We start from the raw sequence: 26,269 nt of genomic DNA, 5'->3' as shown, positions 1-26,269 counted from the left end.
CAGGGCCCAGCTTTCGGCACCCAGGTCGCGGACGGACGCGCGGTCTCGCCGAGGACTTGGACGCGGCGGGTGGGGTGCCGTTGGACGGCAGGCAGGTCAGCGAGCCGTCAACTCCGTGGTCGGGGCCGCCGCCTCGCCCATGGAGCCGACGGTGAGGTCGGCCTCCCAACTGCAGCGTGGTGGGCATCGGATGACGAAGCTCCGCTGCACCGTTGAACTCGGCTACGTCACCGCGACGGGCGCACGCCCCGTGTGAGCTCGGCCAGCGGGATCGGTGAACCGAGGATCCGTTCGGCCGCGCGATGTCCCGAGTGGAGCGCGCCGTGAACGGTGGCCGGTTCGTGTCCGCACGTTGCTTCTCCTGCGAAGTGGAGAACGCCGTCGACGGGGCCTGCCATCGCGTCGTGGTCGTTGTGCGAGGAGCCAACGGCGACGTAGGAGTACGAGCCGAGGGCGAAGGGGTCGGTGCCCCAGCGTGTGATCCAGTGCGCCACGGGGTCGGGGGCGGAGCCGCCGTAGATCTTGCGGAGGGAGCTGAGCACCGACGCGACCACCTCTTCGTCGGTCTTCTGCTCGATCTCCCGCCCCCAAGCACCGCCGGCGAAGGTCAGCAGCATCGGCTTGCCACTCACCGCGGAGACGTCATACCAGGAATGCCAGGGGACTCCGGCCCGGCCGTGCTGCCGGATCGCGTAGACGTCGTCCTGCCAGAACCGCTCCGGGAACTGAAGAAAGACCTTGTTGAACACGCCCATACCGAGTCGGGCGATCGGTCCCGCGACGGCGTCGGGCAGAGCGGGCGTGAACTCGATCGCCTCTGCCTTGAGCACGCCCAACGGCACCGTGATGATCACCTGGGCGGCGTCGAAGGACTCGTCCTCCGTGTCGACTCGCACCCCAGCGGCAGATCTGGTGACGGCGGTCACGGTCTTGCCCACGCGCACGTCGAGGCCTTCCGCGAGAGCGTGGGGAAGCACGTCGTAGCCACCGGGGAAGACCACTTCGTCGCCTTCGATGGTGTCCTCGTCGAGGGCGTGGGCGGCGACCTGGTCGACCTCTGCGCCGCACTGCTCCTCCGTGCGATGCCGATAGAACATGCGGACCCGTTCGGCGCGTTCGGGTTCCCATCCGGTCGCGGCGAGGGTGCGCTCAGCTGCAGCGGCGTAACTCTCGTCGTGGCCGGACTCCGCGATGGTCCGTTGGAAGAGTGCATCCGCCGTGTCGACGTCGATGGTCCATTGTTGTGTCGCGTCGTCGTCCAGCGGACGCCGGGATTCGTCGTAGTCGGCGATCGGTCGTCCGCCGGCCTGGAAGCTCCCCACCGTGAACTCGCTCGTCTCCATCCCGAGCGCGGTGACGAGTTCCGTGAGCGGGTTGCCCGTGAGGCCGTGGATCCATGAGGCGCCACGGTCGACGGAGAACCCTGTCGTGCGGTCCGTCCACACCCGCCCACCGACGCGGTCTCGCGCTTCGAGCACGACCACCCGCTGTCCTGCGGCGTGAAGCAGCCGCGCAGCGGTGAGGCCGGCGATTCCAGCGCCGACGACGATTGTGTCCATCAACTTCACTCTTCTCATGAGGGCTTGAGGCCGGAGCTGCGTGTCGCTGTCAGAGGGGAGGTCATGCGCCCGCGGATGTGCGAGGTCAGCCGGCGTGGCCGAGTTGGGTCAGGGCCAGGTCGAGCGTGTCGGCGAAGAAGTCCGCGGCGGTGGTGTCGATGCACAACGGGGGCTTGATCTTCAAGATGTTGAGGTGGTCGCCGGTGGGTTGGACGATGACGCCCAGGTCGAGCATGCGGTCGCAGAGTTCGGCGGTCTCCTCGGTGGCGGGCTCCAGGGTGGCCCGGTCGCGGACGAGTTCGAGGCCGAGGTAGAGGCCTGAGCCGTGGACTGTGCCGATGAGGGGGTGTCGGTCCGCCAAGGCCTGGAGTCGGCTCTTGAGACGACGGCCGACGCGGACCGCGTTGCCTTGGAGGTCTTCGTCGCGCAGGGTGTCCAGGACAGTGAGGCCGACGACGCTGGAGACCGGGCTGCCTCCGGTGGAGGAGAAGAAGTAGCCCTGCTCGCGGTACCGGTCGGCGACCGACCGGGAGGTGATGACGGCGCCGAGCGGGTACCCGTTCCCCATGGCCTTGGCGACGCAGACGATGTCGGGGACGACCTCCTGCTGCTCGAATCCCCAGAACCAGTGACCGAGTCGGCCGTAGCCGGCCTGGACCTCGTCGGCGACGGCCAGGCCGCCGTGCCGCCGGATCGCCGCGTACACCGCGGCCAGGTAGCCGTCGGGCAGGGCGACCCCGCCGGCGTTGCCGTAGAAGGTCTCGCTGACGAAGGCCCCGGCGGGGCGCCCGGCGATGGCCAGTTCGTCGATCGCCGCAACCGCCTCTGGCGCGTAGCGTGCCGCGTCCGCCCCGCGGTGGCGGCCCCGGTAGGAGTTGGGCGAGTCCACGGTGTGAACCCAACTGGGCCGGGTGGCCAGGGCGTTCGGGTTGTCCTGGAGGGAGGTGGAGACGGCGTCCGAGGCGTAGGTCCAGCCGTGGTACGCCTCGCGCATGGCGACCACGCCGGGTTGGCCGGAGGCGCCGATGGCAAGGCGCAGGCCCAGGTCGACAGCCTCGGAGCCGGAGTTGACCAGGAACACCGTGTCCAGTGGGTCGGGCAGCAGGGCGGCGAGGCGTTCGGTGAACTCCACCACCGAGGCGTAGTGGAACCGCGAGTTGGTGTTCAGCCGCCGCAGTTGCCTGGCCGCCGTCTGTTCGACGCGGGGGTGGGCGTGGCCCAGTGGGGTGACGTTGTTGACGATGTCGAGGTAGGAGCGGCCTTCGGTGGACAGCAGGTGGTGGCGCCAACCCCGTTCGATACGGGGCGGGGTGGCGTAGTAGTGCTCCTGCACTGTCGCGAACACGGCGCTGCGCCGCTCCAGCAGGTCGGTCCGCTCCGCGCGGTCGATGGGGGCCAGGCCCAGCAGCGGGGCGGGGTCGGCGGTGAGTGGCAGCCAGCCGGCGGCGTACTCGGGACGCACCAGGGGTGGGACGTCAGGGCTGCCGGACGTGCGCAGTGCGAAGCGCGCCCGGCTCCCGGCGGGGAGGTGGACGAGGTCGTCGCCCGCCCGGACCGTTGCACCGGCGGCGACCACCGGTGCGCCGGTCGGGAAGGACACCGTCAGGACGAGTCGGCCGTGGGTGATCTCCACGAATCCCGCCCTTGCGGCGAGGACCTTCCCCGCACCGGGGGCCTGGAGCACCGCCGCCCGGCCGAGCCGCACGTCGACGCCGGTGGGAACGGTCGGGCCGGACACCGTCGACAGGGCCGCGGCACGGCTCAGCCGCGCCTGTGCGTACCGGGTGGCTGTCGCGGCCGCGCCGTTCGCGAGCGCGGCGGCCGAGTGCGTCTCCTCGGCGTCGGTGTCGAGCCAGGCTCCCCCGTCCATGGAATCGGAGTCCGTGGACAGGTCCAGTACGGCGATGTGGTCGGCGGCGATGCCGCGCAGGAGGGGGAGTTCCGGGACGTCGGCTGTGACAGGGGCGTCGGCGTGAGCGATCGCGTTCCTGACGAGCCGGGTCATCACCGGTAGGGGCAGCGAGACGGCCTGTTCGAAGATGCGCCATTCGCGGTCGAGAGCGGCCTTCGCGTAGGTGTTGTCCGCGTCGACGGCGGCCTGATGCCGCCCGCTCACGACGAGGCAGGCGGCGCGCAGGACCACGAGCGGCCACAGCGCCTCCGCCTCCGCGGCGGACAGCGGTCGCACCGCATGGAAGGCCCGGACGGCGGGCAGCACGTGATGCGGTTCGATGCCGTCGTGGTGGAGCACCGAGGAGAGCGATACGGCGAGCTCGCTGACCGCCCAACTCGTAGTCAGGTCGCCGAAGTCGATGACCCCGTCGGGTACCGGCAGGCGGCTGTCGGGACGGCGGATCAGGTTGTCGTCGGTGAGGTCCAGATGCACGGCCTGCTTCGGCAGCGCGGTGGCGACCTCCTGGACGCGGGCCCAGGCGTCGGCGGTGGCGTCCTGGACGGCGGCCCGCCGCTCGGGCTCGTCGATGTGCCCGGCGAGCCTGGCGACGACACGGTCGGCGTGCCGCAGGTCCCACTGGAGGACACGATCGAGGCCCGGGTGACGCAACTCGCGCAGGGCGGTGCTCACCTTGGCGGCGATCGTGCCCATCGCCGCCACCGCGTTGGGGGACAGGTGCCGCGGTCCGGACAGCGCGCCGCCGGACAGATGCCGCAGCAGGCGGGCGAGGGCCGGCCCGGTTTCGGTGTCCACTGTCGTGCCGCGGGGGGTGCCGTCGGGGTGGCGCAGGACAGTGGCGACACGCAGGTCGGGGTATGCCGAGGCGATCAGGTCGGCGGCGGTGTCCTGTGCCTCGATCTCCAAGGGTCCGAAGGCCGGGTTGGCGATCTTCAGGACCGCCAGGACCGTCCCGTTCCCGTCCCGCAGCAGGAAGTTGGCGTCCTGCTGGCTCCCCAGCGGTTCCGCGTGCGCGTTGATCCCGAGGCTTTGCGCGGCTATCAGCTCGGCCTCGGCCGGTGTGGTCCGCGGCGCGGGGAGCGCGTCCTCGGCGAAGAAGTCGATCGTGCGGTGCTCGTTGGGCGGCATTGCGGAGTCCTCGACGGGGTGCGGGTGGCGGGGATCGGGGCGAGCGGGCGCCTCAGTCGACGTGCCACAGGAAGCGGTGGGTGTGGATCGCGAAGTAGGGGAAGTTCTCCACGGCCGTCACGCCCTCGACGACCCGCACGACATCGTTGACGAAATCCAGCAGGTCGTGGGGCCCCGCGCAGACGACCTCGACGAACAGGTCGAAGGTCCCCGCGGTCAGGACCGCGTACACGACCTCGTCGTGCCGGGAGAGTGAGTCGGCCACCGCCCGGGGGTCGCCGTCGATGTGCAGGCCGAGCAGGGCCATCGATTGGTGGCCCATGGTTATCGGGTCGGTCACCCCCACCACCTGTACCGCCTTGGTGTCGATCAGGCGCTGCAGCCGGAGCCTCGCGGCCGACGGGGACAGGCCCACCTTCGGCCCCAGGTCGGCGTAGGGGATCCGGCCGTCCACCTGCAACTCCCGCAGGATGGCCCGGTCGATTTCGTCCACGAAGCACCTCTTCGCTGACCAGAACGGTTGTCTTCGATGTTGTTACGAGCAAGATGCCGGTTCCTTGTGCTCGAATCAAGCGTTCGTGCGCTCGAATCACGCGAGCGATCGAAGTAGTGGAGCGCTTGCCGTCGGTTACGCAACGATCTTCCTGTCGTCCGGCGCGAGGATGATTCGCCCGTCGGCCGCCCTCGGCGGCGGCGTGGAGGCGAGCAGTCGCAGACGGCGTGGTTCCAGCCGGCCGTGGTTGACCGCGTCGTGCATCGCTTCGTGCCAGCGCCTGCGCCAGCGCCGGTGCTCGGTCGTCAGCGTCAGCTCGGCCAGCCGCTTGACTGGACCGTCCGTGCACAGGAACGCGTCGGTGAGAGCGAAGAGCGCATCAGCACGGGATTGAAGTGCTCTCCTCCCTTCGCAAGCTCAGGGAGGAGATTCCCGTCTACCTTGCGGTGGCGGGCTTGACGCGCTTGTCACGCCTGACGACTGCCCTCCCGGCAGCCGGGATGAGCGCGTGGCCCATCCGGTACAGGTGCAAGATGTTGCGGGCCGCGTTGTGGTCGGCGTTGCCTGACCATCCGCAGTCGGGGTTCTTGCATACGAACGTGGCCTGGTCCTCCCGGCTGCCGGGCGTGATGAAGCCGCAGGCGGAACAGCGTCGGGAGGTGTTTGGGGCGGGCACCTTGTGCAGGGTGCCGCCGTACCGGCCGGCCTTGTACGTCAGCATCGTGACGGTCCTGCCCCATGCCTCTTGGCTGATGGAGCGGTTGAGTCCGGCCTTCTGGGCGACGCGGGTCCCCGGCTCGGCGATGGTGCCCCGAGCGGACTTGACCATGTTCGTGATGGTGAGTGCTTCGACCACCATGACGCCGTACTTCTGGGCGAGGGTGGTGGTCGTCTTGTGCTGCCAGTCCTGGTGTCGTCGCGTGGCTTTTGCGCGCAACCCTCGGATCTGGTCATAGGAGTGGTGCAGGCGGCGGCTGGTGCGCTCGCCGGGCTTTCGGTGTGCCTTGCGCTGGGCGGCCCGGCGCTCGAGGCGCAGGAGTTTGCTCTTTTCCTCGGTGTTCAGCCACTTGTCACGGTCGGCGCTGCCATCCGGGAGGCGAGGCGCACGCCCGTGGTCCTGGTGGTTGCCGTCCGAGAGGGCCAGGGGCAGGTTCACCCCGGCGTCGATTCCGACCTGTTCCCCCTGGTGGGATACGGGCTTGGCTTCGAAGCTCTGCACGCGGAAGGCGATGTGCCATCCCAGGTGGTCCTTGACCAGCCGTGCCCCGGTGATCCGGTGGTCGGCGTTCGCCTTCTTGCCCACGGGGAGGTCTTTGGTCCAGCGGAAGCGGACACGGCCGACCTTGGGAAGGTTGGCCATGCCCCAGCGGCGGTGTACCCGCTTGATCCGGAGGTCACGGCCCTGCGGGATGTCCACGCTCATCACTGACCGGAACCGGCCCTTGAAGTTCGGAGCCTCCACGCGGCCGTCCCAGCAGTTCTTCCAGGCCTGGAAGTACGTCTTGAGCACCGCTTGCGCGGCCTGCGCAGGAAGAACGGCGAGGAAATCGATCTCTTTGCGGGCCTGGCGTATCGCGGCGTCCGCGTTCGCCAGAGTCCGCTTGTCCTTCGGCATCATCTGCCACCACGCGTGCAGGCAGTTCCACATCGTGCGGGCCGCGTGCGCCTGCTCGTCGGCGAGGAGAATCTCGGCAGGGGACAGTGTCAGTCGGGCACGGTGCCCGAACTGCCGCTTTCCCAAACCGAGTTCACCCATGGTGATCAGCATGCTACCGGTGGTCCATGTCGCCGCGATGGAACCCGAACCCCGATGTCGGAACCGGCCGTCACGTCGTCTATAACCTGCACGTCCGCTTGGTGTTCGTCACCAAATACCGACGCAAGGCGTTCACGGCCAAGATGCTGAAGCGCTGCGAAGAGATCACGCGGGCGGTGTGCACCGATTTCGAGGCCGAGTTGAAGCAGTTCAACGGCGAGCAGGACCATGTCCATCTGCTCGTGCACTATCCGCCCAAGGTCCAGCTCTCCAAACTGGTCAACTCCCTCAAGGGCGTCAGCTCCCGCAGGCTTCGCCAGGAATACGACAGCCACGTCCGCCGCCACCTGCGGGGCGGACACTTCTGGTCCGGCTCTTACTTCGCCGGATCCCGCGGCGGCGCACCGCTGACCGTCGTCAAGCAGTACATCGAAAACCAGCAGCGCCCCACCGGCTGAGGACAACACTGCGGACCCGTGCGAACGTGCGGGTCAGAGCAGCCCTGAGATGGCCTTCACCCCCGCCGTAAACGGCGGAGCACTGGCCAAGATCAAAGGTAGAACTCGACGCGAAAGTGGGGCAGCGCGCTCAGCGCTGCGTCAGCGGGACTTAAGGAAGTCAGACTCTTCGCAGCGGCCGTTCCTTCGCGCGACGTTGCTCGACACCTCGAAGCGTGAAGAACGGCCGTCTTGCTGCATCACGAAGAAGCCATGATCAGCAGGTCAGGTGACCCGGCGAGGTTGAGTAACAAGCTAAGAGAGTCGCCTTCCGGGGGCGGCATCCTGGCCTCCGCACCGGGCTGAACGCGTGACCTGGGTAACGCGGAGGGGTGCCGACGCTGTGAGGCGCCCCATAGGGGCCAGATCACATACTAGGGGTGGTAGTAGCCGATGAGGCCACCCATAGGCGCATAGAAGGCATCGTATCGTCTCATTTCGGACATTCCTCCGTAGTGGGGTAGTACGTCACATCCTTGCGCCCCCTCTCGGGCATCGCTAACTATGGCTGTCGTCCCGGAGAGCGGGTCGGAGCACGAGCCAAGGCGCTCGCTCCGGACCCCCGGGTCAGGACGCGGATCTCCACTCCGCCCCCAGCGCCACCACACGGCCGGCGCCGCACGATGTCCCCGAGCATGAAGAGGTAATCCCGTATGGCCTTCTCCACTCAGATCACCGCTGCCGCCCGCCCCACCCGCTTCAAGCGCGCCACCGTCACGGTCCTGGCCGCCGCCGGTCTCGCGGGCGCTGCACTGACCTTCGCCCCGTCCCCCGCGCAGGCCGCCGAGCCGACCGCGGCGCCGAAGGCCGCTCCCTCGGTGTCGACGAAGAAGGCCACCGACGGGAACAACGTCGACGCCTGGATCAACGAGGCCCTCAAGGTCATGAAGGCCAAGGGCATCCCCGGCTCCTACGAGGGTCTGCACCGCAACATCATGCGTGAGTCCTCCGGCAACCCGAACGCCGTGAACGGCTACGACGTCAACGCGGTCAAGGGCACCCCGTCCAAGGGCCTGCTGCAGGTGATCCAGCCGACCTTCGACGCCTACCACGTCGCCGGCACCGCCAACAGCCTGACGGACCCGGTCGCCAACATCACCGCGGCCGCCAACTACGCCGCCGACCGCTACGGCTCCATCGACAACGTCAACTCCGCGTACTGAGCCGTCGTCACCACACGCCGTAACTGATCCACGGCACACCTCAACCCTCGAAGGTGTCTCGAGGTCGACTTCAAGGGCTTCCGCTTCCAGAAGTTCGTCGACGAGCTCGGTGGTGTCGACATCACCACCCACCGGGCCATCAAGGACACCAGCAGCCACCTGTCCCTGAGCGCCGGCAAGCACACCCTCAAGGGTGAACAGGCACTCGCGCTCGTGCGGACCAGGCACGCCGTCGGCGACGGCAGCGACCTGGGCCGGATCCAGCTCCAGCAGACCTTCATCAAGGCACTGACCCACCGCGCCGAGTCGATCGGCGTGCTGAGCAATCCCGCCAGGACGTACGAACTCGCCGACACCGCGACCAAGACCGTGAGCGCCGACTCCGGTCTCGCCTCCGCGGACAAGCTGCTCGGCCTGGCGAAGGACCTGAAGGGCATCAGCCCCGACCACATGAACATGGTCACGCTGCCCGTCACTTACGACCCCCAGGACGCCGGCCGCGTCCTGCCCCTCACCAAGGCGTCCCACCAGGTCTGGCAGGCCCTGCGCGACGACCGGCCGATCCCGAAGTCCGCGACCGACAACTCGGTCGCCGCGAGGACCGACTCACCGGTGCCCGCGTGCGCCTAGGGGGAGTCGGGCCGTCGCCAGTTGCTCACATCGACCGGGAGAACGATTCCGCCGTCGGCCGCCCTCGACAGCGGGGTGGAGGCCCGTGTTCCCCGCCCCTGCGGCGCCGGTACCTGTGTCGATGCAACCGTGTCGGCCGAACCGGCTGTCCCGGCGCTGACGACCGAGCACCGGCGGGGGCGCGGAGCGATGTACGACGCGGTCAACAACGGCTGGCTGGAACTGCGCCGTCTGCGGTAACTGCAAACCATAAGGTCGTCCGCCCCGTCAGGATCCGTGCCTCAGGGGTCGCGGTACGTCCGCCATGCACTCGGACAATGACGCTTTCTGCGAGTTGACCTGGAGCGACCCGGACGGTGGTCCCCGCCCTTCGTGATCTAGGTGGTGGTGGCGGCCTGGTGCATGTCCTTGATGTCGGCCGGGTCGCCTTACGGCTGTCCGCAGCCTCAGGGCCCGCGCGCCCTCGCAACTCCTCAGTGTGCCGGGTGCGAGGACTATGCCGGACTTATGAGAGTGCTTCAGCGACCGAGGGCCTTACGGCTCCTGCCGAGGGGGCGAAGGGGGCGCAGGGGGTGTCACCGTCTCACCCGGAATGATCCGGGGCGGGGTGTCCGGTTGCTCTTCCTTCATGGCCTTGGCCTCGGCCTTGAGGATGCGGGCCGATTTTCCTGCGCTGCGGGTCAGTTCGGGCAGTTTCTTGATGCCGACCACGATGGCGATCACGATCAGGATGATGGCTATCTCGCTCAGTCCGAACATGGTCAGTCCTCACCGTCTTCGTCGTCGCCCTCGAAGAAGTCTCCGACCTCGTCGATCACCTCGGCGGCAACCATGCCGCCGACCACACCAACGGCCAGTCCGGCTGCGCCCGCCGCGATGGCGGTACCCATGCCGGGGCCGGAACGATGGTGGCCCCCATCGTGGTCGTGGTGGCCCTCGTAGTGACCGCTGTGGCCGTACGAGGCGTGCGTGCCGTACGCCGCACGGTGCTCGACCAGTTGTCGTACCCAGCTGTCGACGAGCGTGTTCCAGTCCCGGTGGCGGACGTCGTCGTGGCCGACGGTGAAGCGGGTGACTGCGTCGTGGCCGCCGGAGAAGAGGCCGCTGCGCTTGTCCGCCTCAAGGATCACCTCCATGCCGCCTGGTGTGGCGAGGAAGGTCGCCTCGATCTCGTTCACCGCGTGGGCGTACTGCGGCGCCGGAGCCAGCTCGATCTCCTGGTAGAAGGGCAGCTGCTGCCCGGTGCCGCCGATGCGCCCGTACTCCAGGTCGGCCGACTTGAAGCCGAAGCCGAGCTGCCCGAAGGCTTCGAGGATCGCCTCTTGTGCTGGGAGTGGTCCGACGGCGAGCGGGTCGAGGTCGCCCTTGTCCTTGGCGCCCGCGACCGAGAGTTCGGTGTGCACGCCGAGGACGATGCCCAGGCCCTGCCCGTACAGCTCGGTGATCGGGGTCTCCCATGGCAGCGTCACCGAGAACGGCACGGTTTGCTCTGAGCCCTCGGCGAGCCGGAAGCCGCCACCGACCACGAACCGATCGAAGGCCACCATGCCGTGGCTCTCGCCGTCCTCGTGTTCTGCCTCGACATGGGCCACCAGTTCTAGGGTGATGTGGTCGATGTCGAAGTCGCCGCTGCCACCCTTGAGATGGACCTGGCCGGAGAGCGTGGAGCCGGGGGCGGTGGCCCCGGGCGCGAGGACCGTGTCGACGGTGGGGCCGCCCACACCGAGTGAGCCGAGCAGTCGTTTGAACACCATCGAGGCGTCTCTCCCTTTTGTGCGTACGAGGGTGAGCAGAGCCGGGAGCGCCGGAACACGCATGACACCCGCGAGTTTCTACACCTGTGTAGAAGCATAGGGCCGGGTGATGCCGAAGTGCGGGGCGTGCAGCCTTGAGCGGCGGAAAAGTCTCAAAGGTGCTGCCTGGAGCGTCCCGTGCGCACGCTTGACGAGCGCCCTTCTTGATGTGGAACGAGTTCGACGCCCGACACGTCCTCAATGCGTACGCCCAGCATGACAACGTCATCGCCCCACCAGGCTCGCCGACAGCTCCCTCCCCTCGCCCTGGAGCACCCGACGCCTGTAGGCGCCCCGTCCGCTCACCGGTTTCTAGGCATCCGCATACTCGGCAGCGTGATCAACGAGTGCAGATATGCGGTCTGAACAGGGGTGATGAGCTCCCGAACGGGACAGGAACGAACTCGTACGACGACCCGTTCGGCGTCCGAGTCGGCGCCGTGCCCGACCGCCGCAAACCGGGTGCTTGCGGCGGTCGGCGTGCCACTCAAGCGGTGTCCGGCGCAGGGGGCAGGGTGTCTGGGGTGAGGGCGTACACCTCGACGGGTGCCGTGGTGTGGGTCTGCGCGGAGCCGTCCGCCGCGACGGAGACGGAGAGTTCGTGACCGGCGATCCGCAACCCCGTCACGGTCAGCGGCAGCAGCCCGCTCGCGACCGGCTGAATGCTCACCGTGCCCGCCGGCACGTCTGCATCGAGGCCGAGCAGCGCCTGGAGCAGGGCCACGGACGCGGCGGCGGCCCATGCCTGCGGTCGGCACGATGCCGGGTACGGGGCCGGCCGGGAAGACTCTGATTGGGCAGTGCCCGCGAAGAGTTCGGGCAGGCGGGAGTCGAAGGCGGGCCCCGCAGCGATCAGGTTGTCAGCGAGGTGCCGGGCTTGGTCGGGGTATCCGGCACGGGCCAGTCCGTGCACCGCGATGGCCGTGTCGTGCGGCCAGACCGAGCCGACGTGGTAGCCGAGCGGGTTGTAACCGCCGTTGCCGGTGGCGTACGTGCGCAGGCCGAAGGCGTCGGACAGGCCGGGCGAGAGCAGTCGGTCGGCGACGAGACGTTCCTCGTCGTCGTCGAGGAGGCCGGTGCCGAGCAGATGTCCCAGCCCCGAGGTGACAGCGTCCACGGGGCGCTTGTCGGTGTCGAGAGCGATTGCCGGGTATCGGCCGTGTTCGTCGGTCGTCCAGAATCCGCGCCGGAAGGCCTCGCGCAGGTGCGCGGCCCAGTCGCGGTAGCGGTCGCCGCCGGGCCGGTCGAAGGCGTCCAGCAGGGTGGCCCCGGAGACGGCTGCCTCGTGTGCGTAAGCCTGCACCTCGCACAGCGCGATGGGCGGGGTGGCCAAGGAGCCGTCCCGGAAGCGAACCGAGTCGCCGGAGTCTTTCCAGCCCTGGTTGGCCAGGCCCGTGCCGGTGGAGTCGATGTACTCCAGGAGGCCGTCCCCGTCCGGGTCGCCGTACTCCACAAGCCAGTTGAGAGCTGCTTCGAGGTGCGGCAGCAGCGCGGCGACCTCCTCCGACGGCATGCCCCAGCGCCATGCGTCGTGCAGCAGACAGATCCACAGGGGAGTGGCGTCGATGGTGCCGTAGTACTGCGCGGGCAGTCGGGTTCCGTCCTCTGTCTCCTGCGCCTCGGCGCGGACTTCGTGGAGGATCTTGCCGGGCTGTTCCTCGGTGACGGACACGACGGCGCGGCCCTGCCGGCGCGCGAGTGTACGCAGGGTGCCGGCCGCCAGTTCGGTGCCCAGCGGCAGCAACATCCGCGCGGTCCACAGCGAGTCCCGGCCGAACAGGGTGAGGTACCAAGGGGCGCCCGCCCCGACGAACAGATCACCCGGTGCCTCGGGGTCGGCCAGCAGCAGACGGGCCAGGTCCTGCTCCGACTGTGCGACCAGTCGGGCGAAGTCGCTGTCTGCAGAAGCCAGTTGGAGGTCGGCCCAGGGGCGGTCCTCGCGTGCCGCCGGGGCGAAGGGCGTGGGCGTGGCACTCTCGGCGAGGCCTTCGAGGGTGCAGGTCCATGTATCGCCCGGGGCGAGAGCGATGGTGAAGGCCCAGCTGCCGCGGCTGCCGTCCACCGAGACGGGGACCGGGACGCTGTCGGGGTCGGTGGGGCCGTGGACGCGGGCCGTGAGCGTCATCCGGTTGCCGTTCGAGACCCAGGCCAGGCCGTCCCCTTCGTCGCGTGGCCCGGCCAGGGGTGTCCGGGCACCGCTCTTGACGGCGTCCATGGCCGCGAAGTCGCTCTCGGCGGTGATGCCGAGCGTGAAGTGGGCCGCCAGGGAACCGCTGTTGTGGACGGTGACCGTCTCGCGGAACCGGCCCGGCTCGACACTGCGATCCCGGCGCAGTGCCACCGCCGGGTCGGGGGTGAGCTGGGCGACGCCCCGCAACACGGCGTCGAACGTGGCGCGGTCGGCAGACTCCAGCGCGCTGTTCGTGGCGGTGAGGTGTGCCCCGTCGGCGCTGATCCGCAGTGAGCTGAGGAAGCGCCGGTCACCGTGGTAGAAGCCGTCGACCGGAGCGGCGATGTCGCCGTCGGGGCGGGAGGCCACGAAGGAGGGCGCCCAGATCGCGAGTATCGCGTCGTGGACGAACGGCTGGCCGGCGAACTCCGAGGCGGACGCCGCGGGCTGTATCTGCTGAGGGGTCTGCTGCGCCATCGAGATGTGACCTTTGGCCTTCGTTCGTGCGGGAGGGGGGATGTACAGTGACCGAACTTTGCGGTTGGATCGATCCAACACGGTATTGGATCGATCCAATCGCCTCGTGTCCACACCGTACCCGACGTTCCGTATGGATTGAAATGACCAAAGACCTTCCTGCTGGGGCTACTTCGTCCGATGGACGGCCACCGACGATGGCTGATGTCGCGCGTCTCGCCGAGGTCGGCAAGCAGACGGTGTCCAACGCCCTCAACAATCCTGAGCTGCTGCGGCCCGAGACCCTGGCCCGGGTCAACGCCGCCATAAAAGAGCTGGGTTACCGTCCGCACACCGCCGCCCGCTCCCTGCGCCGCCGCGAGTCACGCACCCTCGGGTACGCGCTGGAGCGCAGCGTCGCCGGTCGATCCAACGCGGTGTACGACCGCTTCCTGCACGCCCTCGCCGCCGCCGCGGGCTACCGGCTGATGGTCTTTTCGGTCGGCTCCCGTGAGGAAGAGATCGAGCGCTACGACGAGTTGCTGCGGGAACGGGCAGTCGACGCGTTCGTCCTGGACCGCACCAGTGAGGACGATCCGCGCCACCGCTGGCTGCACGACCGATCCGTGCCCTTCGTCGCCTTCGGCCGCTCCTGGAGCGGGGACGACTTCGGCGACTGGGTCGACGTCGACGGCGCGGCGGGCATCGAGGTGGCGACCGAGCACCTCATCGCGGCAGGACACCGGCGGATCGGCCTGCTGGGCTGGCCCGTAGGCAGTGGCACCGGCGACGACCGCACCGCGGGCTGGCTCCGCACCATGGAACGTCACGGACTTCCGGTCCGCGGACTGCACGAGACAGCCCTGCCCGAGGCCGCCCGACAGGCCGCGGACACCCTCCTGAGCCGAGACGTGACCGCGATCATGGCCGTCAGCGACGCCCTCGCCCTCAGCGCTTACGACGCCCTGCGCGACCGCGGGCTGCGGCCCGGCACCGACGTCGCGGTCACCGGCTTCGACAACTCGCCCTTCACCGAACTCCTCGATCCGGCCCTGACCTCCGTCGAACAGCCCCTGGAGCAGGTCGCCGAGGAGTGCGTGCGGATGCTGCGCGCCCGGATCGCCGATCCTCTGCTCCCTTACGAGCACCGGTTGCTGCCCCCCGGACTCGTGGTGAGGGCCAGTTCCGGGCCCGCCGCAGTGGACGCTCCGGCAAGCACCTGACCCGGGCCGCCGCCCCCTGCCCCCGACCACGCTCGTCCCGCTCCACCCGCTCACACCACGACACTCGCCTCCACGCGCAAAGGAACGATCATGAGCCGCACCCAACTGCCTCTTGTCGCCTGCGGACTGTCGATAGCACTGCTGGCCACGGCCTGCTCGTCAGGGTTCGACGAGGGAACCGCCTAGGACGACTCGGGCAAGCAGAAGATCAAGGTCCTCATCGCCACGTCGGGCGACGCCGAGACCACCGCGGTCAAGAAGGCCGCCGCCGCATGGGCGAAGGACACGAAGAACTCCGTCACCGTGGACCTCGCGCAGAACATCGACCAGCAGCTCGGCCAGGCCTTCGCGGGCAGCAACCCGCCGGACGTCTTCTACACCACCGCTGACCAGTTCTCCACGTACGCCAAGCGCGGCTCGCTGTACGCCTACGGGACAAGCTCAAGGACCGCGACGACTTCAGCCCCGTGCTGACGAAGGCCTTCACCTACGACGACAAGCTGTACTGCGCGCCCAAGGACCAGTCGACGCTGGGCCTCGCCGTGAACACCACCCTGTGGAAGAAGGCCGGCCTGACCGACGCCGACTACCCCAAGACCTGGGACGAGTTGGAGGCCGTGGCCAAGAAGCTCACCAAGAACGGCGTCACCGGCCTGGCCTTCAACCCCGACTACAACGAGCTCGGCGCCTTCATCAAGCAGTCCGGTTCCTGGCTGACCAACACCGACCAGACGAAGATGACGGCCACGGACAAGGCGAACGTCCAGGCGCTGACCTTCGTCAAGAAGCTGCTCAAGGAAGGCGTGCTCAAGTACCCGAAGGACTTGGACGCCGGATGGGGCGGCGAGGCGTTCGGCAAGCGCAAGGCCGCGATGACCATCGAGGGCAACTGGCTGGCCGGCGCCATGACCAAGGACTTCCCGGACACCGCGTACAAGGTCGTCCCGCTGCCCGAGGGGCCCGGCGGCAAGGGCACCATGGTCTTCACGAACTGCTGGGGCGTCGCCGCCAAGAGTCGGCACCAGACCGCCGCGGTCGACCTGATCAACCATCTCACCAGCGACAGCAGCCAGTTGGAGTTCGCCAAGGCCGTCGGCGTGATGCCCGCGAAGACGACACTGCTCGAGAAGTACGTCGCCCAGAACCCCGAGTCGAAGGCATGGGCGGACGGGACTGCCTACGCCCAGCGGCCGGTGTCCGCTCCCGGCATGCGCCAGGTGATGGCCGAGTTCAACACCTCCCTCGCGCAGCTGGCGGACAGCGAGCCGGCGAAGCTCCTGGCCGACCTGCAGAAGAACGGCGAGAGCGTGCTGGGCGGTAGCGGTCGATGAACACCAGCACGACGGCGCGGCCGCCCCGCACCCCGGCGGCCGTACGCCGCGGCCCGACGGCGCGCCGATCGCGCCGCGAAGGCCGCCAGGGCCTGTGGGGCTGGATCTTCGTCAGCCCCATGGTGATCATCCTCGGCCTCTTCCTGGCCATACCCGTCGTCATGGCGGTGTGGGTGAGCCTGCTGGACTGGGACGGCCAGTCGAACCCCTTCTCCGGAGCGGCCGACTTCGTCGGACTCGGCAACTACCAGGGCCTGTTCACCGACGACGGCCTGACCCGCACCCTCTTCATGACGTCCCTGCGCAACAACCTGTACTACGTCCTGCTGGTCGTCCCGCTGCAGACGGCTCTGGCGCTCGGCCTGGCCCTCGCCGTCAACCGGCGCCGCCTCAAGGGCAAGAACGCCTTCCGGACGGCGTTCTACTTCCCGTCCGTCACCAGCTCCATCGCGGTCTCGACCGTGTTCCTCTTCCTCTTCCAGAGCAGCGGCGCCGTCAACAACCTGCTCAGGTGGGTGGGCATCCAGGGCCCGAACTGGTTCACGGACGCCCGGGGCCTGGTGTGGGTGGTGCTCGGCGGGCTCGGTCTGGTCGACCCCGACTCACCGCCCGCCGCCCTCGCCGGGCACGGCATGCTGGGACTGTCCTGGTGGGACTGGCTGTCCGGCCCCTCCGTCGCGATGTGCACCATCATCCTGCTGGTGGTCTGGACGACGTCCGGCACCTTCATGCTCATGTTCCTGGCCGCACTCCAGGACATCCCCGAGACCCAGTTGGAGTCCGCGCGCCTCGACGGTGCCAACCGCCGGCAGACATTGCGCCACGTGATCCTTCCCGCGCTTCGCCCCGTCCTCTTCCTGGTGATCACCCTCGGCCTCATCGGCTCCTGGCAGGTCTTCGACCAGGTCTATGTGATGAGTCAGGGCCAGCCCGCCAACACCACGCTCACGCCCGCGTACCTCTCCTACAGCCTCAGCTTCAAGGACGGGCAGTACGGGACGGGCACCGCGATCTCCTTCGTCCTGCTGGCGATCATCCTGGTGATGACCGGACTCCAGCGGCTCGCACTGCGGGAACGAGACGGGCGAAAGGGGCGCCGCATACGACGCACGAAGGGGGCGGCCCGATGACCGCACCGATGCCCACTGCCGCGCGTGAGCGGCGCGGCACGCTCCGCCTTGCCGGCACCCTGGTCATGTCGCTCGCGGCGCTCCTCTACTTGATGCCGTTCGTCATCCAGTTGGTGACGACATTCAAGACGGATCCGCAAGCAGCATCCTCACCGCTCAGTCTCATCCCGAACCCGTTCTCCCTGGACGCGTACCGGAAGCTGTTCAGCGGCTCAGAGGGTGTGGCCTTCCCGACCTGGCTGGGCAATTCCGCCTTCATCGCCGTGGTCGTCACGGCCGGACGGGTCTTCTTCGACTCGCTCGCGGGATACGCGTTGTCGCGGCTGCGCTTCCGCGGCCGCGGCCTGCTGACCGTGCTGCTCATCTCCGTGATGGCCGTGCCCGGCGTCGTCCTGATGATCCCGAAGTTCCTCGTGGTGCAGTACCTCGGCATCTACGACACATACACGGCGATGATCGTGCCGCTGCTGGTGGACGCGGTCGGCATCTTCATCATGAAGCAGTTCTTCGAGTCGGTGCCGCGCGAGATCGAGGAGGCGGCCCGCGTCGACGGCGCCGGCGTTGTCCGCACCTACTGGTCCGTGGTCCTGCCCATGGCGCGCCCGGCCCTGATCACGCTCACGATCCTCTCCTTCCAGGGTTCCTGGAACGAGTTCACGCACTTCGTGGTGACCACACAGTCCGCCGACCACGCCACCCTGACAACCGGTCTAGCCCAGTTCGTCTCCGGCGGCCTGGGAGTCGGCACCCAGTACCCCCTCAAGCTCACGGCAGCGCTCCTCGCGACGATCCCGGTCGCGATCGTCTTCTTCGTCTTCCAGCGCCACTTCGTACGGGGCGGAAACGCGGGCGCTCTCAAGGAGTGACGCGCGCGAGGCCCGGCGGATGGCAGGAGTCGGCGTACGTGCTGCATGCGGTGTGTGCGTCGAGGACCGCTTCGGGGGCGGTGTCGGGGGCGAGCCACGTGTGGATCCGCAGACGCAGGCGCCGGGTGTGAATACGGACGCGGACACATCCCTGGCCAGCAGCGGGGAGCAGTCTTGAAGCACTGCGCCGTATCAGCACCTGGCCCAAGAGTTCGAACGACGCCTGGCGGTCGTACGGGAGGACGCCACGAACGCCCGATCACTTCTTGCTGGCGTCTTGCCGAGCCGCCTTCCGCCCTTGGCGCGACCCCCTCACCCACTCCCGCCACCATGTCCCACTCCGCCTGAGCCGGGACAGGTTGTGGTACGCGTACGAGTCGGAACCGGGCCGCGACGACTGGTGGCCCCGCGGCACTCCGACCTCGATCCGGTCGGCGCCCTGACGGCCTCGGCGCTTCGCCGGAGTGCCGACGGGTATGCACCTATGTGGCGCGACGGGCAAGGCGGCGCGACCGGCAGCGAGGGCGGCCTCTGTCACCCGATGTCACTACACTGCCCCGTGGCGCCACAGGGCACACACAGCAACTGGCCGAGAGAGAACGGGGAGCGGCATGGCAACGGGGGGATGGGGGCCGGGAAACGGCCCGGGTCAGCCTGGCAACAACGGACCGGGAAACCAGGGCGGTTGGGGCGCTCCCTACGGACCACCGCAGGGCGGCCCGTACGGTCCGCCACCACCGAATCCGGGCCCGTACCCGAACCAGCCTCCGTACCCGAATCCGTACCCCTACGGCCCCCAGCCCACGAGGCCCGCCGTCCGGCGCCGCCGCGGCTGCCTGTCGCTCGCCTCTCCTTTCGGGCTCGTCGGCGCGATCCTGCGCTCCGCGCATCGCGTCGCCACCAGGCTCTTCGTGCAGGAGGGTGAAGGCCGGATCGTGGACCGCGCCGTGGACCGCGTCCAGCTGGCCCGCACGGTGCTCGGTGCCGCCGCCACCGTCGCCCTGATCCTCGCCTACAACGTGGACCCGAACCGCTGGGAGGACGCGGCGTATGGCGGTGCCGCCCAACTCATCCTCGCCCCGTTCGTGCTGATCATCGCCGCGCCCCTGGTCATCCTCGGATTCATCTACTACGCGCCCCCGCGCCTGCGGCCGCATCTGCGCTCCCGGCTGCGCGCTCCGCTCAAAGCGGTCGGCTGGTACGTCCTGACGCTGGTCGTCATCGGCGGAGTCCTCGTCCCGACGGCCCTGACCGTCAACGCCGACGACGGGAAGAGCTGGTGGGAGTACGTACTGGCCGTCGCCTCGCTGATCGTGATCGTGTGGGGCCTTCCCTTCTTCTTCATGGCGTCTCTGTACTCGGCTCGCAGTGCCTTCAACAGCGCCCAGGTCCACCCGATGCTGCCGCCCGTCCTCACCCTGACGCTGGTGTGGGTGTTCGCGGCCTTCAGCGTGATCGGTGACGGCATGCCGGGGGGCCCGCCCGTCGTCCAGTTCTGCTCCATGCTGGGCGGGCCGCTGTCGGTGACCGCCGTCTCGCTGTGGGAACTGCGTCGGATGAAGACCCGTTTCGGCGTCACTCTGCGTGCCTGACGCTGCTCACCGGACTGCTGCCGCGGCAGCAGGGCTGCGGCCAGATTTGCCGGGCCGGCAGCCGCAGCCTGCGCAGCGCATCTTGCGGAAGCCGGTGCCGCAGCGCCGCCAGGAACGCCCGATCACTTGGGCTGAACCGCACCTTTTCCTTGCCGTGTTGGCCCTTCAGTACCGTGGTCTGATGGCGCGGGGCGAGGATCTCGACGGCCCTGTCCCGATCGCTCATCGCCGGCAGGCGCAGCATCGCGGACGTGATCGCCACACCCAGGCAGGCCAGTCGCAGCAGCATGGTGGATCACCATGCCCCGGCGCTCGTCAGTCGGGCGAGAGCCCCGGCGCCATCAGTCACAGCTGCCAGCCTCCAGACCCAGCGCACTTGCCCTCGCCAGGACTGATGAGTTTTCGACAAGGGCAGGATCAGCATCAGCTCCGTCGCCCACGCAAGCCCGGCCGACGACCGGGACGCGATGTGGGTGATTTCCCAGCTCCCTGATCGGCTGCTCGCCCTACCAGATGCCGTCGATCACTTCTTCGAAAGTCAGGTGCCACTGCGAGTCCTGATGTTCGAAGGGTAGAGGGTCGAACTCAGTGATTTCGGTACGGAGCGCATCAACGCGTTCTTCCGTGTCTTCGTCGTCACCGTCTTCCAGCCCCTGTTGGAGGATCTGGAACTTGGTCAGGGCATAGACGAGCGACTCGACGTCACGGTGAATCACCCTGTAGACGACTTCCGTCTCACTGTCGCCGAGGGCGTAGACCGTGCCTGTGTCCGGAGCGAGAGCGAGGGTGGTGTCTGCGAACATGCCGATAATCAGCCAGTCGCTGCACTCCTTGGGCACCGTGCCTTTGCCCGCGTACCACTCGCTGACGTGGATGTAGTCGTCGGCTTGCAGGCTGGCCTTGGACATGAACCATTCGGTGTCCGGAAGGCCGATGCTGCTCAGCAACAGCGCAGCGGCGTCGTTCAGTTGGTTGTTCGGGTCGCTATAACGGGGGAAGTAGACGACACCCGAGAGCCCGAACGCGGTGCGTACCCCGTCCGGGGACAGGACGAAGTTCATGCGGGGACCTTTGCATTCTGCGAGGGCGACTGGTGGTCGATGCTATCGGCCATGGTGAGCCTGCAGCTCGTGGGTGCCCCGATACTCGGCCGCTTATGTGGCCTGCGTGTCTTCGTGGATCAACCCGCCGAGTGGATCACGGCGGATGACCTTGCCGTCAGGGGCTATTGGATCGGCGATTGGCCGCAGCGGTGCTGATTGGTGGAGGGCACGGCGCGGGCGATGGGGGTTGAAGTGTTTCTCTTACGCGGCCAGAACGTGTCGCAGGTGCCTATCGTGATCTCTGGTGGACGCGGACGGTTTCGAACGGTCGACGTCCGCCTTGTATGGACGGCCGTGACGTGCCTCGAGAGATACCAGGTCGCGCCAGGCATACAAGCCAATCAGGTCAGCGGCGCATCGTGACTGCGGCGAACCGCCCTTGACCGTGATTCACCGCCCGATGTGGCACGGCCGTGGCACGACTCCGCCCCTCTGCTTCAGCGTCGACGGTTCGAGCGCTCGCGGCGGCGCCCCAGTAGCCTCGCCTGCTCGCTCTTCAGGTGGGTGAAACGGTCGCGGGTGTATTCCCTTAGCTCCCGGCCAGGGAACGGTATGAGTGACAGGTGTTCTTCGTAATTGCCCTCGGCCCATTGCGCGACGGTGATCTCGTATCCGGCGACATGTGCGCAGAGCTGGAGCAGGGCCGAGGGCATCTCCTCCTCGATGAGGAGATCGGCCTTGGTGACCACCACGTCCCGCATTGCCTGAACGTTGGGGATGAAGATGGTGGCGGCCCATGTGCGCCACCGGGCGAGCTCCTGCTCGGTGGGTGGTATGTCGTGGTGGAAGGGATCGCGGCCGTCGGGGCGGGCGTACGTCTCGGAGAAGGTGTCGTAGGCACGGCTGTTGGCTTCCATCAGCGCGAACAGAGGACCGTAGAAGTCGCTCAACTGGACGTTGACCCGCGTCAGTCGGGCCTGCCTCTGCGCCAGTCGGAGTCCGTTGAGATAGGTCGCCAGGTAGCCGATGAACGCCAGCCCGACGGTCAAGATCACTGTTGCCATGAGAGGTGATGGTAGGCCCGCTCCGACCGGATCATTGGTCCGGGTCGTGCCCTCGTGCGCCCCCCGAACTCAAGGTCGGCGGAGTCTCAATGGGCACGCCAAGCACAGAACATCGGCCCTTAGTCGGGCCGGCCCAAGGACGGCCTGGGTGTGTCGCTTGCCTTCAGCGCGCTTGCGTTCGTAGAAGCGTTGCAGTTTGTCGCAATTGCGGATGCAGATCAGCGCGGAGGTGTAGAAGACGCGTTGCATGCCCGCATAGGTAGCGCCGACGCCGGTGCAAGTTGCCGATGATGTTGCCGGAGTCGCGTGGGACAGCCATCGTCGGCCCGGTTGTGGTCCTACTCTCCGTGTTCAGCCAACAGATCCCAGACCTGCTCCAGAGCTTGGTCGACGGTGTCAGGAAGTCTGTCTCTGTTTCCGAGACGCCGTGCGACGGCACGGGCAAGTTCGGCGCGGTGGGGTGCCGTTGACTCCATTGCTCGAACCAGGGAGCCGTTCGTGTTCAGGCACGGCAGCACCGCGAGCCACTCGCCGAGTGGTCCGGTCAGCGGGCCTGTGACGTCCGGCCATCGACGCTGCACCTCGTCGTTGTGCTGGGGCAACTGCTCGATCCCTAGCCAGGTCGGGTCGAACGCACCGAAATGAAGTCGACCGACGCGCGCCACGACGACTGCGCCTAGACACATTGGACACGGATGTAACGTGGTGTAGAGCGCGCTGCCGCGTGCACGGTCCTTCTCTGCCGGAAGCACACTCAACGCCTCCATCTCTGCATGCGCGAGAAGGCCACGCGGTGACATCGTCCCGAAGCGCCGGTTGCGTCCGCGACTGACAATGTTCTCCGTTCCGTCAGTCAGAACGGCACCGACGGCGATGCCGCCTTGGCGGTAGGAATCCCAGGCCATCTCCACGGCTGCCCGCCACGGCACGCCGAGCATCGACCACGACTCGTGAGCTGATCTTTGTACCGGCATGCAGCGATTCTTTCGCACCATGCCGCCGAAGGTGAGGCGGTCCACGATGGCCGCGCAGAGCCGGGGGTCGGTGAATGCCTTGGTCCAGCCGCTGAACGAACTTGTTCGACGCGATCGCGACGCTGTTCGTTTCTTCGGGTGGAATCTGGAAGGGCAGTTCAGCGTGTGGGGGCTCGGAGAGTCGTCGCCGCAGATCAAGCGGTGTAGCGGTACGCGGTGATGGTTCCGCCGAGGACGTGGGTGTGCAGGCGACTGCCGGCTTCGACTTTGGCACGGTGATGGGGTCGTGCTCGTTGTAGTGCCGTTCGTAGGCGGCCAGGACCTGCCGGGCATGGCCCGGTTCATGATGAGGACATGGTCGAGGGCTTAGCGCCGAATGCTGCCGATCACCAGCTTGCAGCGGGCGTTCATTCGAGATGCCCGCGATGCACTCATCGGGATATGTATCTCCTCGGCCTCGAAGACGGCATCGAGAGACCGCCGTCCCTGCCGTCGTGGTCACGCAGCAGGAAGCGCAGGTCACCGTCCACTCACGAGACGGCGATGATGCCTGCGCCGGACGACGTAGTCCCACCTGACCAGGAGCACTGCATTCTCATGGCGGAGATCCAGCAACTCGGCGTCCTTGGTGCTGTCGTGGCGCAACAAGACCGGGGGACCGGCTGCAGCCTGCGGGCGACATTGTTCCGCCGCTGTAGGTGTGCGGGAATCGCGAGCCGCACGGGAGTAACTCCTGTTCGATCGCGGACCACATCGGCCTGAGTGCGAGTACGAATCACTCCGAGGAGTTGACCCTTGTCGGGAGTGGAGATGCTTGGGGGGCGGTCTGACGACCGCTGCGGTAGCGGCCCGGGGTCGTTCCGATGATGTTGGTGAACGCTGCGATGAAGCTGCTGGGGTTGGCCCATCCGCAGGCGAAAGCGGTTTGGGTGGTGTCGTGGCCGTCAGCGAGGAGCACGAGGGCGTGGTGGACGCGCAGTTGCGTGCGCCACTCATAGAAGGTCATGCCGAGTTCGTCGCGGAACAGTCGGCTGAGGGTGCGGGTGCTGGCTCCGATGGTCTTCCCGAGTTCGGCCAGCGTGGTGCTGTCTGCCGGCGTCTCGTTCAGCATCCGGGCGATGGCTCGCAGTCGGTCGTCCCGTGGCTCTGGCAGGTGCAGCGGCTGTTCGCGTGCTTCGCGGAGTTCATCGACGAGTACTCGAAGGAGACGAGAGCGCGCGGACCGGCTGTAATCAGGCGCGGCGTCACCGTAGTTGCGGAGGCCGGTCAGGGCGAGCAGGACCTCGCGGGCGAGGTCGGAGGCCAGGAACACCGCGGGGCGGTCCGGCATGAGCCGGGCGAGAGACGGCACGAGAAAGACGATCCGCATATCGGTGTCGCCGTGGGCGCGGTGGTAATGCGTGAACACGGCGGGGGTCCAGGCGACCCGGTTGGCGGGAACGATCGAGGTGCCGCGCTCGGTGTGAACTGCCAGGACGCCGCTGGCCGCGTACACCAGGTGTCCCCGTGTGTGCGACTGCACCGCGCTCGTTTCGCCGGATGGCCACAGGTGGCGCCCGCCGGACGGCCACATATGTGAGGTCACACCGGTGGTCTGGCGAGGTTGGCGGCGAACAGGCATCGGTTGGCAGCGTAGCGGTAGCAAGCCACACCGTGAACTGGCGAGACTTCCTCCGTATGGACTGGTCTTCAGTCGCGCGGAGTGCCTCACGGAACCACATGTCGTCGAGGCGGCGTGCCTCGATGCCGTGGCTTGAGAGAGAAGGGGAAGCGCATGGCGACGTTCGTCCTTGTACCTGGTGGTTGGAAGGGCTCCTGGTCGTACGAGGCGGTGATTCCGCTGCTGGAGCGTGCCGGTCACGCCGTTCACGCCCTGACCCTGACCGGCCTGCGGCCAGACGACGACGAGGCGACGGTCGCGACCGCCAACCTCGACACGCACGCCGATGACGTGTTGCGCCACCTCGACCGCAACCACATCACCGGCGCGACGCTGGTCGGCCACAGCTACGCCGGGATGGTGATCGCCGCCGCCGCCGATCGCGCTGACGGCCGGATCTCACGACTGGTGCATCTCGACGCCTTCGTACCGCGCAATGGCGAGTCGTGGTGGTCGTCGACAAACGAGTACTTCCGGGAAGTGGCTGCTGCTGGCGCTGCGGCCACCGGCTACGCCATCCGGCCACCGGACGGCGGCGATCCCCGCCGCCGTCCCCAACCCCTTGCCTCGTTCCTGCAAACGGTCCGGCTCACCGGCGCGCTCGCCCGGGTCCCTCGCCGGGAGTTCATCTACTGCTCGGGGTGGGAGGATCGGACACCGTTCGCCGAACTCCGCACCCGCCTCCAAGCCGATCCCGAGTGGCAGGTCCACGACCTCCCCACCGGCCACGACGCCATGCACGAGGCACCGGAGGCGGTCGCCGCACTACTGCTCGGCGAATAAATCGCGGATGCATCGACAGGGTCTGTCATGGGGACGGGAAGCGATGATGCAGGACTACGTCCGCGGCCTGCCGGAGCCTGTGGCTCGGACGAACAGCTGGGTGCGCCGCGAGGCGCCATGTGGCCGAGTGGAGCTGGGAAACCGTGCGCCACGAGGCGCTGGCCTGCGTCATGCGGAGTCATCCGCTGAACTCGGCGAATCTCCTGAACTGCTCATAGGGGACAAGGAGTCGACCACCTGCCTCGACCGGCAGGAGCAGGGCTGACGGTGACCGCCACGCCGATGGGTCGACAGCGGATGAGTGCTGAGTGGATCTCCCCGTCACGCTCATCTAAGAAAAAATTGATGACGCTCAAGACCATTGTGATGGCGTCAAAGGCTTGTTAAGTTTCCGTCCATGTCCAACGATCAATCCGGCCCCGCAGCCGGCATCGGGGCACGGCTGCGTCGTCGCAGACGGGCCCTCCACCTGACGCTCAAAGCCGTGGCGGAGCAGGCCGGGCTGACCGAGGGGTATCTCTCGCAGGTCGAGCGCGACCAGGTCAACGCGAGCGTGCGCACACTGCAACGGCTGTGTGACGTACTGAAGTTGAGCGTCGGCGACCTCTTCGAGCAGGCGGGCTCGGCCGCGAGCCCGGTGCTGCGGTTCCGTGACGCGCACGGCATGTCGTTCGGCGACGGCGCCACGAAGATCAAGCTGACCCCCGGCTCCTTCGACCACCTCGAAGTGCTCCTCGGCCACTTCGCCCCGGGCGGCTCCACCGGTGTGGAGCCGTACACCCACGGCAGCTCCGAGGAGATCCTTCTCGTGCTGTCCGGTGAGGTGGAGGTGTGGGTCCGCGACCAGCACCACCGGCTGAGTGCCCTCGACTCGGTGCATTACCTCAGCAGTGATCCGCACCGCGTCGTCGAGACGACGGGCGTGGACGAGGCCAGGGTTTTGTGGGCGATGGCGCCCCCCACCTACTGAGCGTCCCGCACCTTCTGAGCTCCCCCCATCCTTCTGAGTGCCGCCACTTTCTGATTCCCGTCACCGCGTCCCGGAC

22 protein-coding genes and 2 pseudogenes are annotated in these 26,269 nt (G+C 67.9%); 11 read left to right on the top strand and 13 right to left on the bottom strand.

Features of this window, described 5'->3' with window-relative positions; translation table 11 throughout:
• Positions 1-227 precede the first annotated feature (227 nt).
• From OHO83_RS10285 to OHO83_RS10270, 4 genes are all read right to left on the bottom strand, one after another.
• Positions 228-1,559, bottom strand: a complete 1,332-nt coding sequence (locus OHO83_RS10285) for a flavin monoamine oxidase family protein (protein WP_330279282.1) — start codon at positions 1,557-1,559, stop codon at positions 228-230.
• An 85-nt stretch (positions 1,560-1,644) separates the two neighbouring features.
• A complete protein-coding gene (locus OHO83_RS10280; protein ID WP_330279281.1) occupies positions 1,645-4,599 on the bottom strand; it encodes an aminotransferase in 2,955 nt (984 codons plus the stop codon).
• 52 nt (positions 4,600-4,651) lie between these two features.
• Complete coding sequence (locus OHO83_RS10275; protein ID WP_266675829.1) at positions 4,652-5,092, bottom strand: Lrp/AsnC family transcriptional regulator; 441 nt, start codon at positions 5,090-5,092, stop codon at positions 4,652-4,654.
• A gap of 436 nt (positions 5,093-5,528) precedes the next feature.
• Positions 5,529-6,848, bottom strand: coding sequence for an RNA-guided endonuclease InsQ/TnpB family protein (locus OHO83_RS10270; protein ID WP_330279280.1), 1,320 nt, complete (start codon positions 6,846-6,848; stop codon positions 5,529-5,531).
• Positions 6,849-6,874: 26 nt separating this feature from the next.
• Between OHO83_RS10270 and tnpA the strand changes: the two genes are divergently transcribed.
• The 3 genes and pseudogenes from tnpA to OHO83_RS10255 all read left to right on the top strand — a co-directional run.
• The gene (gene tnpA, locus OHO83_RS10265) at positions 6,875-7,306 is read left to right on the top strand and encodes an IS200/IS605 family transposase (RefSeq protein ID WP_330279279.1); all 432 of its coding nucleotides are present in this window, start codon (positions 6,875-6,877) and stop codon (positions 7,304-7,306) included.
• A gap of 692 nt (positions 7,307-7,998) precedes the next feature.
• Complete coding sequence (locus OHO83_RS10260) at positions 7,999-8,508, top strand: transglycosylase SLT domain-containing protein (RefSeq protein ID WP_330279278.1); 510 nt, start codon at positions 7,999-8,001, stop codon at positions 8,506-8,508.
• Positions 8,509-8,562: 54 nt separating this feature from the next.
• Positions 8,563-9,138: pseudogene (locus OHO83_RS10255) on the top strand (LCP family protein); the annotation flags it as partial.
• A 534-nt stretch (positions 9,139-9,672) separates the two neighbouring features.
• Here OHO83_RS10255 and OHO83_RS10250 read toward each other — a convergent pair.
• The 3 genes from OHO83_RS10250 to OHO83_RS10240 all read right to left on the bottom strand — a co-directional run bounded on the left by OHO83_RS10250 (position 9,673) and on the right by OHO83_RS10240 (position 13,578).
• On the bottom strand, positions 9,673-9,897 hold the full coding sequence (locus OHO83_RS10250; RefSeq protein ID WP_330279277.1) for a twin-arginine translocase TatA/TatE family subunit: 225 nt from the start codon (positions 9,895-9,897) through the stop codon (positions 9,673-9,675).
• Positions 9,898-9,899: 2 nt separating this feature from the next.
• A complete protein-coding gene (locus tag OHO83_RS10245; protein ID WP_330279276.1) occupies positions 9,900-10,892 on the bottom strand; it encodes a sporulation protein in 993 nt (330 codons plus the stop codon).
• A gap of 526 nt (positions 10,893-11,418) precedes the next feature.
• A complete protein-coding gene (locus tag OHO83_RS10240; protein ID WP_330279275.1) occupies positions 11,419-13,578 on the bottom strand; it encodes an amylo-alpha-1,6-glucosidase in 2,160 nt (719 codons plus the stop codon).
• A gap of 197 nt (positions 13,579-13,775) precedes the next feature.
• Here OHO83_RS10240 and OHO83_RS10235 point away from each other — a divergent pair, with 197 nt between their 5' ends.
• The 6 genes from OHO83_RS10235 to OHO83_RS10210 all read left to right on the top strand — a co-directional run bounded on the left by OHO83_RS10235 (position 13,776) and on the right by OHO83_RS10210 (position 19,699).
• Positions 13,776-14,780, top strand: coding sequence for a LacI family DNA-binding transcriptional regulator (locus OHO83_RS10235; protein ID WP_330279274.1), 1,005 nt, complete (start codon positions 13,776-13,778; stop codon positions 14,778-14,780).
• 303 nt (positions 14,781-15,083) lie between these two features.
• Entirely contained in the window at positions 15,084-15,254 is a 171-nt protein-coding gene (locus tag OHO83_RS10230) for a hypothetical protein (protein ID WP_330279273.1), read from the top strand.
• Entirely contained in the window at positions 15,248-16,111 is an 864-nt protein-coding gene (locus OHO83_RS10225) for an extracellular solute-binding protein (RefSeq protein ID WP_330279272.1), read from the top strand. The genes OHO83_RS10230 and OHO83_RS10225 overlap by 7 nt, the downstream gene beginning before the upstream one ends.
• Complete coding sequence (locus OHO83_RS10220; protein ID WP_330279271.1) at positions 16,108-17,241, top strand: carbohydrate ABC transporter permease; 1,134 nt, start codon at positions 16,108-16,110, stop codon at positions 17,239-17,241. Before OHO83_RS10225 ends, OHO83_RS10220 begins: the two co-directional genes overlap by 4 nt.
• A complete protein-coding gene (locus OHO83_RS10215; protein ID WP_330279270.1) occupies positions 17,238-18,107 on the top strand; it encodes a carbohydrate ABC transporter permease in 870 nt (289 codons plus the stop codon). Before OHO83_RS10220 ends, OHO83_RS10215 begins: the two co-directional genes overlap by 4 nt.
• A 611-nt stretch (positions 18,108-18,718) precedes the next feature.
• Entirely contained in the window at positions 18,719-19,699 is a 981-nt protein-coding gene (locus tag OHO83_RS10210; protein ID WP_330279269.1) for a hypothetical protein, read from the top strand.
• Here OHO83_RS10210 and OHO83_RS10205 read toward each other — a convergent pair.
• The 6 genes and pseudogenes from OHO83_RS10205 to OHO83_RS10180 all read right to left on the bottom strand — a co-directional run bounded on the left by OHO83_RS10205 (position 19,683) and on the right by OHO83_RS10180 (position 24,302).
• The gene (locus OHO83_RS10205; protein ID WP_330279268.1) at positions 19,683-19,988 is read right to left on the bottom strand and encodes a hypothetical protein; all 306 of its coding nucleotides are present in this window, start codon (positions 19,986-19,988) and stop codon (positions 19,683-19,685) included. The two genes, OHO83_RS10210 and OHO83_RS10205, sit on opposite strands and share 17 nt — an antisense overlap.
• A 217-nt stretch (positions 19,989-20,205) precedes the next feature.
• Positions 20,206-20,760 carry an SUKH-4 family immunity protein gene (locus OHO83_RS10200; protein ID WP_330279267.1) on the bottom strand — a complete coding sequence of 185 codons (555 nt, stop codon included), beginning with the start codon at positions 20,758-20,760 and terminating at the stop codon, positions 20,206-20,208.
• Between the two features lie 479 nt (positions 20,761-21,239).
• Positions 21,240-21,806, bottom strand: coding sequence for a hypothetical protein (locus OHO83_RS10195; RefSeq protein ID WP_266675847.1), 567 nt, complete (start codon positions 21,804-21,806; stop codon positions 21,240-21,242).
• Between the two features lie 69 nt (positions 21,807-21,875).
• Positions 21,876-22,116: pseudogene (locus OHO83_RS10190) on the bottom strand (hypothetical protein); the annotation flags it as partial.
• Positions 22,117-22,144: 28 nt separating this feature from the next.
• Positions 22,145-22,825, bottom strand: a complete 681-nt coding sequence (locus OHO83_RS10185; protein WP_323186968.1) for a nucleoside deaminase — start codon at positions 22,823-22,825, stop codon at positions 22,145-22,147.
• A 730-nt stretch (positions 22,826-23,555) separates the two neighbouring features.
• Positions 23,556-24,302, bottom strand: a complete 747-nt coding sequence (locus OHO83_RS10180; RefSeq protein WP_330279266.1) for a helix-turn-helix transcriptional regulator — start codon at positions 24,300-24,302, stop codon at positions 23,556-23,558.
• Between the two features lie 252 nt (positions 24,303-24,554).
• Between OHO83_RS10180 and OHO83_RS10175 the strand changes: the two genes are divergently transcribed.
• Positions 24,555-25,223, top strand: coding sequence for an alpha/beta fold hydrolase (locus OHO83_RS10175; protein WP_330279265.1), 669 nt, complete (start codon positions 24,555-24,557; stop codon positions 25,221-25,223).
• A gap of 397 nt (positions 25,224-25,620) precedes the next feature.
• Positions 25,621-26,193, top strand: a complete 573-nt coding sequence (locus tag OHO83_RS10170; RefSeq protein WP_266675855.1) for a helix-turn-helix domain-containing protein — start codon at positions 25,621-25,623, stop codon at positions 26,191-26,193.
• Positions 26,194-26,269: the final 76 nt, after the last annotated feature.

The organism is Streptomyces sp. NBC_00569, from assembly GCF_036345255.1.
Classification (GTDB): Bacteria; Actinomycetota; Actinomycetes; order Streptomycetales; family Streptomycetaceae; genus Streptomyces.
Note: the sequence above shows the minus strand (reverse complement) of the source record. Positions and strands in the feature narration are given on the sequence as shown.